This is a genomic window from Secundilactobacillus yichangensis (assembly GCF_016861565.1).
Lineage (GTDB): Bacteria > Bacillota > Bacilli > Lactobacillales > Lactobacillaceae > Secundilactobacillus > Secundilactobacillus yichangensis.
The window spans coordinates 26,021-32,330 of record NZ_BOLK01000020.1; the positions used below are offsets into that span (position 1 = coordinate 26,021).

At 46.0% G+C, this 6,310-nt stretch carries 7 protein-coding genes; 1 reads left to right on the plus strand and 6 read right to left on the minus strand.

Annotation, left to right across the window (positions count from 1 at the left end; all coding sequences use genetic code 11):
* Positions 1 to 49 precede the first annotated feature (49 nt).
* From JUE95_RS11615 to JUE95_RS11635, 5 genes are all read right to left on the minus strand, one after another.
* Positions 50 to 367, minus strand: coding sequence for a hypothetical protein (locus tag JUE95_RS11615; RefSeq protein WP_203651809.1), 318 nt, complete (start codon positions 365 to 367; stop codon positions 50 to 52).
* 84 nt (positions 368 to 451) lie between these two features.
* Positions 452 to 955, minus strand: coding sequence for a DUF4811 domain-containing protein (locus JUE95_RS11620; protein WP_203651811.1), 504 nt, complete (start codon positions 953 to 955; stop codon positions 452 to 454).
* On the minus strand, positions 952 to 2,421 hold the full coding sequence (locus tag JUE95_RS11625; RefSeq protein WP_235995479.1) for an MDR family MFS transporter: 1,470 nt from the start codon (positions 2,419 to 2,421) through the stop codon (positions 952 to 954). Before JUE95_RS11625 ends, JUE95_RS11620 begins: the two co-directional genes overlap by 4 nt.
* 39 nt (positions 2,422 to 2,460) lie before the next feature.
* The gene (gene mutY, locus JUE95_RS11630; RefSeq protein WP_203651813.1) at positions 2,461 to 3,579 is read right to left on the minus strand and encodes an A/G-specific adenine glycosylase; all 1,119 of its coding nucleotides are present in this window, start codon (positions 3,577 to 3,579) and stop codon (positions 2,461 to 2,463) included.
* Positions 3,580 to 4,395, minus strand: coding sequence for a MerR family transcriptional regulator (locus JUE95_RS11635; protein ID WP_203651815.1), 816 nt, complete (start codon positions 4,393 to 4,395; stop codon positions 3,580 to 3,582).
* Between the two features lie 83 nt (positions 4,396 to 4,478).
* Here JUE95_RS11635 and JUE95_RS11640 point away from each other — a divergent pair, with 83 nt between their 5' ends.
* Positions 4,479 to 6,140 (plus strand): peptide ABC transporter substrate-binding protein, encoded by a 1,662-nt coding sequence (locus tag JUE95_RS11640; RefSeq protein ID WP_203651817.1) that lies wholly within the window; start codon positions 4,479 to 4,481, stop codon positions 6,138 to 6,140.
* A gap of 64 nt (positions 6,141 to 6,204) precedes the next feature.
* On the opposite strand, the gene JUE95_RS11645 is transcribed toward JUE95_RS11640, so the two are convergent.
* Positions 6,205 to 6,309, minus strand: a complete 105-nt coding sequence (locus JUE95_RS11645) for an IS3 family transposase (protein ID WP_268920899.1) — start codon at positions 6,307 to 6,309, stop codon at positions 6,205 to 6,207.
* Position 6,310: the final 1 nt, after the last annotated feature.

Below are 6,310 nucleotides of genomic sequence, written 5' to 3' on the forward strand. Positions count from 1 at the left end.
TCACTTATATTTATTTGGTTATCTGTCATTTAGTAATTAATTATTGTTATCAGCGAATCAGCAGCTCAATGGTGTCCTTTTGAGGGGCAAAATTTAAGCCCGCCACACGTTCTTTAAGGATCTTAGAGTATTCATCCAGGACATCGTCTGGCAGTGGCGTAGTGTTCCCTAATTCTGCTAAGACATCGTCTGGAGAATCAACCTTCTCCATATCAATGAACAGACGCATATTACCCACCGTATCTCGCAACAGGTCAGTCAGCAGACTATTGGGCTTGCCTTCTAAATCGGTGACAACTAGTTGTGCACCGTCAACTCCTTGGTGGTTGATCGTAATCATTTTTAAGACATCAAAAACGTTATCCATTTCCAGCTCCCCCAATTTGATTATGACATTGTGCTTATTATACACGATGTTTCTAGACTGTGAAAGATAATCTGCTTCGGGCTTTTACTTGGTCGAAACGAGTTGCCAGCCCGGCTTCAGGCTAAAGTGCCACTGGGTCATCACGTACTTGTGATTAGCAACGCCCACACTAAATAACAGCCGCAGTTCTTCATTTCGATACACCCGGTAAGTCTTGGATACCTTCAGCTGATTGTGAGCAGTGTTTTGAGTTACCTGAACTGGTCCCTGAACGGGATTTGTACGTTCCAAACGCCGTTGCAGCGGATTAGTCCTGTAAAGGTACACCCGCTCGTTTTTGGTGCCAATCTGATGGTAAAGCAGTACCGGCTGCTTGGCAGTTACACTGGAAATTAGTGGGTATTCGTGAGTCACCGTCACCTTTTTCATACCAAAATACTGATTATAGTTGAGAATCATGAGTGCGATACTACCCACGGTTAAAACCAGGCCAATGGTGACCCAAACCGCCTTTTTAAAACCGCTGGGAATAAAAATCATACTGACGGCAAATAGCAGCGCACCAGCAAATAAAGTTACCGCGATCATTTTACCGCCCCCTTATGCTCTTTTAAGAAGAAGGCCATTATTAGCCCAATGAATGCAAATGATGCGGCAATGGCAAACGCGTAACGGAAACCGACGACGTTAGCGTGCAACGCTAATTTTCGAAATAGGATCGGTGTTGCTTTGGCCACTTCACCATTGGGAAGATGGTTCTTCGTCACGTTAGACATCACCGAAACCAGAATCGCCGTCCCCATTGAAGCAAACACCTGACGGGCAGTATTATTCACGACGGTTCCATCACTGATCAAGTTCAGCGGCAGCGCGTTCATTCCAGTAGTGGTAACCGGCATCATCACCATTGAGATTCCCAGCATCCGAATCGTATAGAGACAAACGATATCAATTACCGGTGTCGTTGCTGTGATGGGAATGAATGAACCAGTCGTCACCGTTAGCAAAAACATCCCGGCGATGGCCATATTCCGACCGCCCATTTGGTCAAAAATTCGTCCGGTGACCGGATTCATGAGCCCAATGACAATGGCCCCAGGAAGGAGCGTTAAACCAGATGCCAACGGCGTTTCGCCACGAATGGTCTGTAAATAAAGCGGCAGAATCAGCGTAAAGCCGTTCATGGACATGAACGAAACCGCGACTAGTGCTGCTGAGAGACTAAATTCTCGCTGTTTAAATACTTTAAATTGCAGTAACGGATTACTAATTTTCATAGATCGCCAAATAAATAGCGCAACCACGATCACACCAATTGTCAAAGTGACGTAGACAATGGGATCCGTCCATTGATAGTCACCCACCGACGAAAAGGCGAACAGCATGGACCCAAAACCAACCATGGACAGCAGTACTGACAGCCAGTCAATTGGTGCCTTCTTAGTTGGCAATACTTTTCGTAACGTAAACCAACCCATGACCAGCACAATTAATAGAATTGGCAGAATGGCTAAAAACAGCATCCGCCATGAATAATGCATTAAAATCCAGCCAGCCAATGTTGGACCAATTGCGGGCGCTAACCCAATAACCATCCCAGCGGTCCCCATAGCCGCGCCGCGTTTAGACGGCGGAAAAATAGAAGTCATGATGGTTTGGTATACTGGCGCCGTAATCCCAACACCAGCACCCTGAATCAATCTACCAGCTAAGATTTCCCAAAAATCCTTAGCAAAAAAGCATAGGAGCGTTCCAATACTAAAAATAAAAATAGCGGATAAATAAAGTTTTCGTGAATCAAATCGTTGAAGGAAAAAGCCGGTAATTGGAATGACAATTCCCATCATCAGCATAAACCCAGTGGTTAACCACTGAACCGTATTCGCTGAGATACTGAAGGATCTCATTAAAGTTGGAAAGGCCGTCGTCAGCATGGTAGACGTTAGAAAGGTGCTAAACGTCCCCACCAGCATCGTAAAAACTAAAATCAATCGATTATACGGCCGCCCCAGCTGATCTACCGGGTGATTTGAAGTATCTATATTTCCAGCCAAGAATGTCACTTTCTTTCTATTTGTTAATGCTAAGAATGATTATTTTGTTTGATAGACCCGCGTTAATAATTTTTCCTGAACCTTTGGCAACGCCATGTTTTTAAGCTCATCTTCAGACAGCCATTTCCCAGGGAAAAAACTCAAGTCAGCACCTGGCTTGACCTGAGCGCTCAGTAATGAGATCAGCCACTGGCGGTGAGTAAAGGTGTGCTTAATAATTTTACCGCCCATCGGTACCGCGTGAATGGTGAGGCCAAACTCCTGCTGAACTAATTTTTCCAGTAACGTCAGTCGTTCTTCATCCGTCGTCAGTTCTGGGTGATCACTCAAGGCTAAGACGTCATCTTCTGCAATTAGCGGAAACGTCCAGAAATTTGCCAGCAGACCGTCACTAGGACGCTGTTGCATTAAAAAACGATTTCCTTGCCGAATAACCAGGCCGTAATAGGCAATTTTAACGGGGCGGGGCTTCTTGGACTTCACCGGATACTGCATTTCGATGCCATCTAAATAAGCTTGGTCAAAAGCCTTCACTGGCGAATGCGCTGAATCCGGATTTTTAGCCGTCATATAGCTGGCACCCAAGTCCATAATTGCCTGATTAAAGTCCCCGGGTCGGTCAGGTGACATAATTCGGCCGATGATTTCTTCAAAAACCGGGCGGGTCTGCGGTTTAGCAATATCCAAATCGATTTCCAGTAAGCGGGCAAACACCCGAAAAGCATTGCCATCAACGGCGGGAACCGGTTCATTAAAAGCGATACTGGCAATGGCACCAGCCGTGTAGGGGCCGATACCGGCCAGTTCTTGCAAAGTTTCTGCCGTTTGCGGCCACTGACCGCCTCGTTCGTTGACGATTTGCTTCGCTGCTTTCCGCAGATTGCGGGCCCTGGAATAATAACCTAGCCCTTCCCAAGCTTTCATTAACTGAGGTTCCGGCGCATTTGCCAGATCCGTGACCGTTGGAAATTCTGTCATGAAGTGTTCGTAATACGGAATTACCGTGTTCACCTGAGTCTGTTGAAGCATAATTTCTGAAACCCAAACATGGTACGGATCATGATCCTTTCGCCACGGTAAATTGCGGCCGTTTTGATCATACCAATCCAGTAACGTTTTTCTAAAGGAGCGAATTTTACTCTCTGACCACTCAATCATTTAGTCACTCCTTACTTCAACTAATAGACGGACCACCTGTTTTGAAGGGTCATCCGTTTGCCAGCTGCCAATCACTGGTTCTTCGTAATAGTGAGCCCCCAAAGCAAGGTGATGCTGCTTCGCGTATTCTCGTATATGGTTAAAGCCCTCAATCAGGGGCGTGTTCAAATGGTGATATGCCAGCACTGCCCGGCCGCCTAACTGTGTCATATCAGCTTTAACTTTACTGCCAGGGTTCAACGGCGTGTATAATGCGGTGACCAGGTCCGACTGACCGGCTTCAATCGCGTGCCGGGAGTGAACTCGGCCAACCGTCAAGTTGATTGGTGGCGTAGTCATCACTGACAGGACGTGACTGACCTGCTGCTGAATCTGCTCGCTGGTGACTTCCGTTTCTTCCGGAAAGGTGGTGGTCAAGAGGTTGATTGGTGAGCGATCGACTACCGTTGCCGCTTCCGGCATCGCTTGCCGCGCCGTTTCCTGATTCGTAATTTCTTGAGAAATTTGCTGATGAGCACTGCTAAGCTGATTCAGCTGGGTTTCAATTAACTGCTGCTGATACTTCAGCATAGCGATATGATCGTTTTCATTTGATTGTAAAGTTGCTTTGGTTTTATTTAAATTATTTTCAAGTTTCACAGTGGCTTGCAACGACAGCCACTGATTAATTTGGGTCAGGTCGTATGCACGCCGCCCATTCTTATCTCGGTCTGCTGGCTTGAATAGTCCCAGTTCGTCAAATCGATTAAGAACGTGCCGATCAATTCTCATGAGCTGTGCAAACTGCCCCGCAGAAAGTTGTTGCTCTTCTATCAATATTGTTCACCTCGTAAAGACTTGACGTTATGAAACTGCTTCATTATTATCAAAATAGAGTTATTGGGATTGAGGGAAAACACATGAAAGCTAAATTAAAACTAGTCGGCGTGATCCTGGCAGCACTTTTTTTAAGCGGCTGTCAGCAAAGCCTGTCAAACGCCAAACAGGCTTCAGACAGCAAGGGGATCATGTCCCGGAATCAAGATGTCACGGTAGTTGAGCAAACCCGCTTGAACACCGTCGATATTTCCAAAGTGAATAGCTTTAATAAATTACGCAGCTCTACTGAAGGCCTTTTTCGTTTAGGCAATAATGGCCGAGTAAATAATGGCTTGGCTCAAAGTTACCGCATCAGTAAAAACGCCAAAACGTATACGTTTAAACTGCGCAAAAATGCCCGTTGGAGTAACGGTCAGCCGATTACAGCCAGTGATTTTGTCTATTCATGGTGCCGGAGCGTTCGGCCGCAAACCAGATCCGTCAATTCAAACTTATTTGATGGCATTAAAAACGCCGAAAAAATCAGAAAGGGCGAATTACCCGCTGACAGATTAGGTGTCACCGCCCTGTCAAATCATGAATTACGCGTCACGCTAGATCACCCAATGGTTTATTTTGAAACCCTCTTGGCATACCCGTTATTTGCACCGCAGCATCAAGCCACGGTTCAGCGTTACGGCACTCAATATGGTACTAGTGCTAATAAACAAATTTACAGTGGCCCCTTTAAGCTCGTCAAATGGCACGCGAATAGTGCTTCACGAACACTGGTTCCCAATCCCTTCTACTGGGATAAATCCCACGTTTACCTCAAACGCTTAACCATCGTCACTTCCAAGTCACCATCCCAAGACTTAAAGGACTATCACAATGGCAAAGTTGCCGAAATTCAGCTGATCGGTAAACAAATTCCAGAGAATAAAAATAACCGGGACTACGTTGTCCGGCCGTTCTCTTTAATGCGTATAATCGACTATAATTTTACCACAGACAGCACTGGCAATAAAAAACTCATTAATAATCGTAACGCACGGCTAGCAATTTCGCACGCAATTAGCCGTCGGCGACTGATCAATAGCGCGCTGCAGAATGCCTCGTTGGCACCTAAGGGCTTTGTGACTGCTGGTCTCAGCAAGAATAACCTCAATCATTCCGATTTTGCTAACCAGCAGGAAGCTTCTTCCTATGTAAAGGGTAATGCCACGGCAGCAACTCACGAATGGGCAGCAGCGAAACAACAGTTGCACGTAAAATCGGCCACGTTAACGTTAGCCACGCCAAATGATGCCATCAGCATCCGGGTAGCTAAGAATCTTAAATCACAGTTAGAAAATCGTCTCCAGGGCCTAACCGTCCACGTTATCTCCCTGGATTCAACCCGTTTAGCCAGTCGTGTGAGCCGAGAACACTTCGATCTCCTGCTAACCGGCTGGGGCGCCGATTATCCTGATCCACTATCCTTCTTGCAGTCCATGACCAGCAATAGCCGTCACAATTATGGTCACTGGCACGATGCCAAGTACGATCAGCTAGTCAACACCATCAGTAATAATCAAAGCACCAACAATCAATTACGCTGGGAACAAATGCTCAGCGCTGAGAAACGGCTGACTGAACAGCAAGGTGTCACACCACTATATCAGCAGGCGGACAGTTTCTTGACCAATCCCAAGTTAAACGGTGTGGTTCATAACATCAGCGGGGTGGTTGAAGACTATAAGAGTGCTTATTGGGTCAAATAATCCGTCACACAAAAAGGACTGGCGGCTCGACTCCTGTCAAGTGGACAGTCAAATAATTAAAAGTTTATGCGCAATTTTGAATGGCATGATTTCGGTATTTTTCCGGGGTCATGCCATTTAGTGTTTGTTGCAGACGTTCGTTGTTGTACCAATAAATATACTGGTTAATT

Excerpts from the sequence above, each read along its gene's own strand:
- JUE95_RS11620 (WP_203651811.1), bottom strand. The coding sequence starts at position 955 with ATGATCGCGGTAACTTTATTTGCTGGTGCGCTGCTATTTGCCGTCAGT.
- mutY (WP_203651813.1), bottom strand. The coding sequence starts at position 3,579 with ATGATTGAGTGGTCAGAGAGTAAAATTCGCTCCTTTAGAAAAACGTTA.
- JUE95_RS11640 (WP_203651817.1), top strand. The coding sequence starts at position 4,479 with ATGAAAGCTAAATTAAAACTAGTCGGCGTGATCCTGGCAGCACTTTTT.
- JUE95_RS11615 (WP_203651809.1), bottom strand. The coding sequence starts at position 367 with ATGGATAACGTTTTTGATGTCTTAAAAATGATTACGATCAACCACCAA.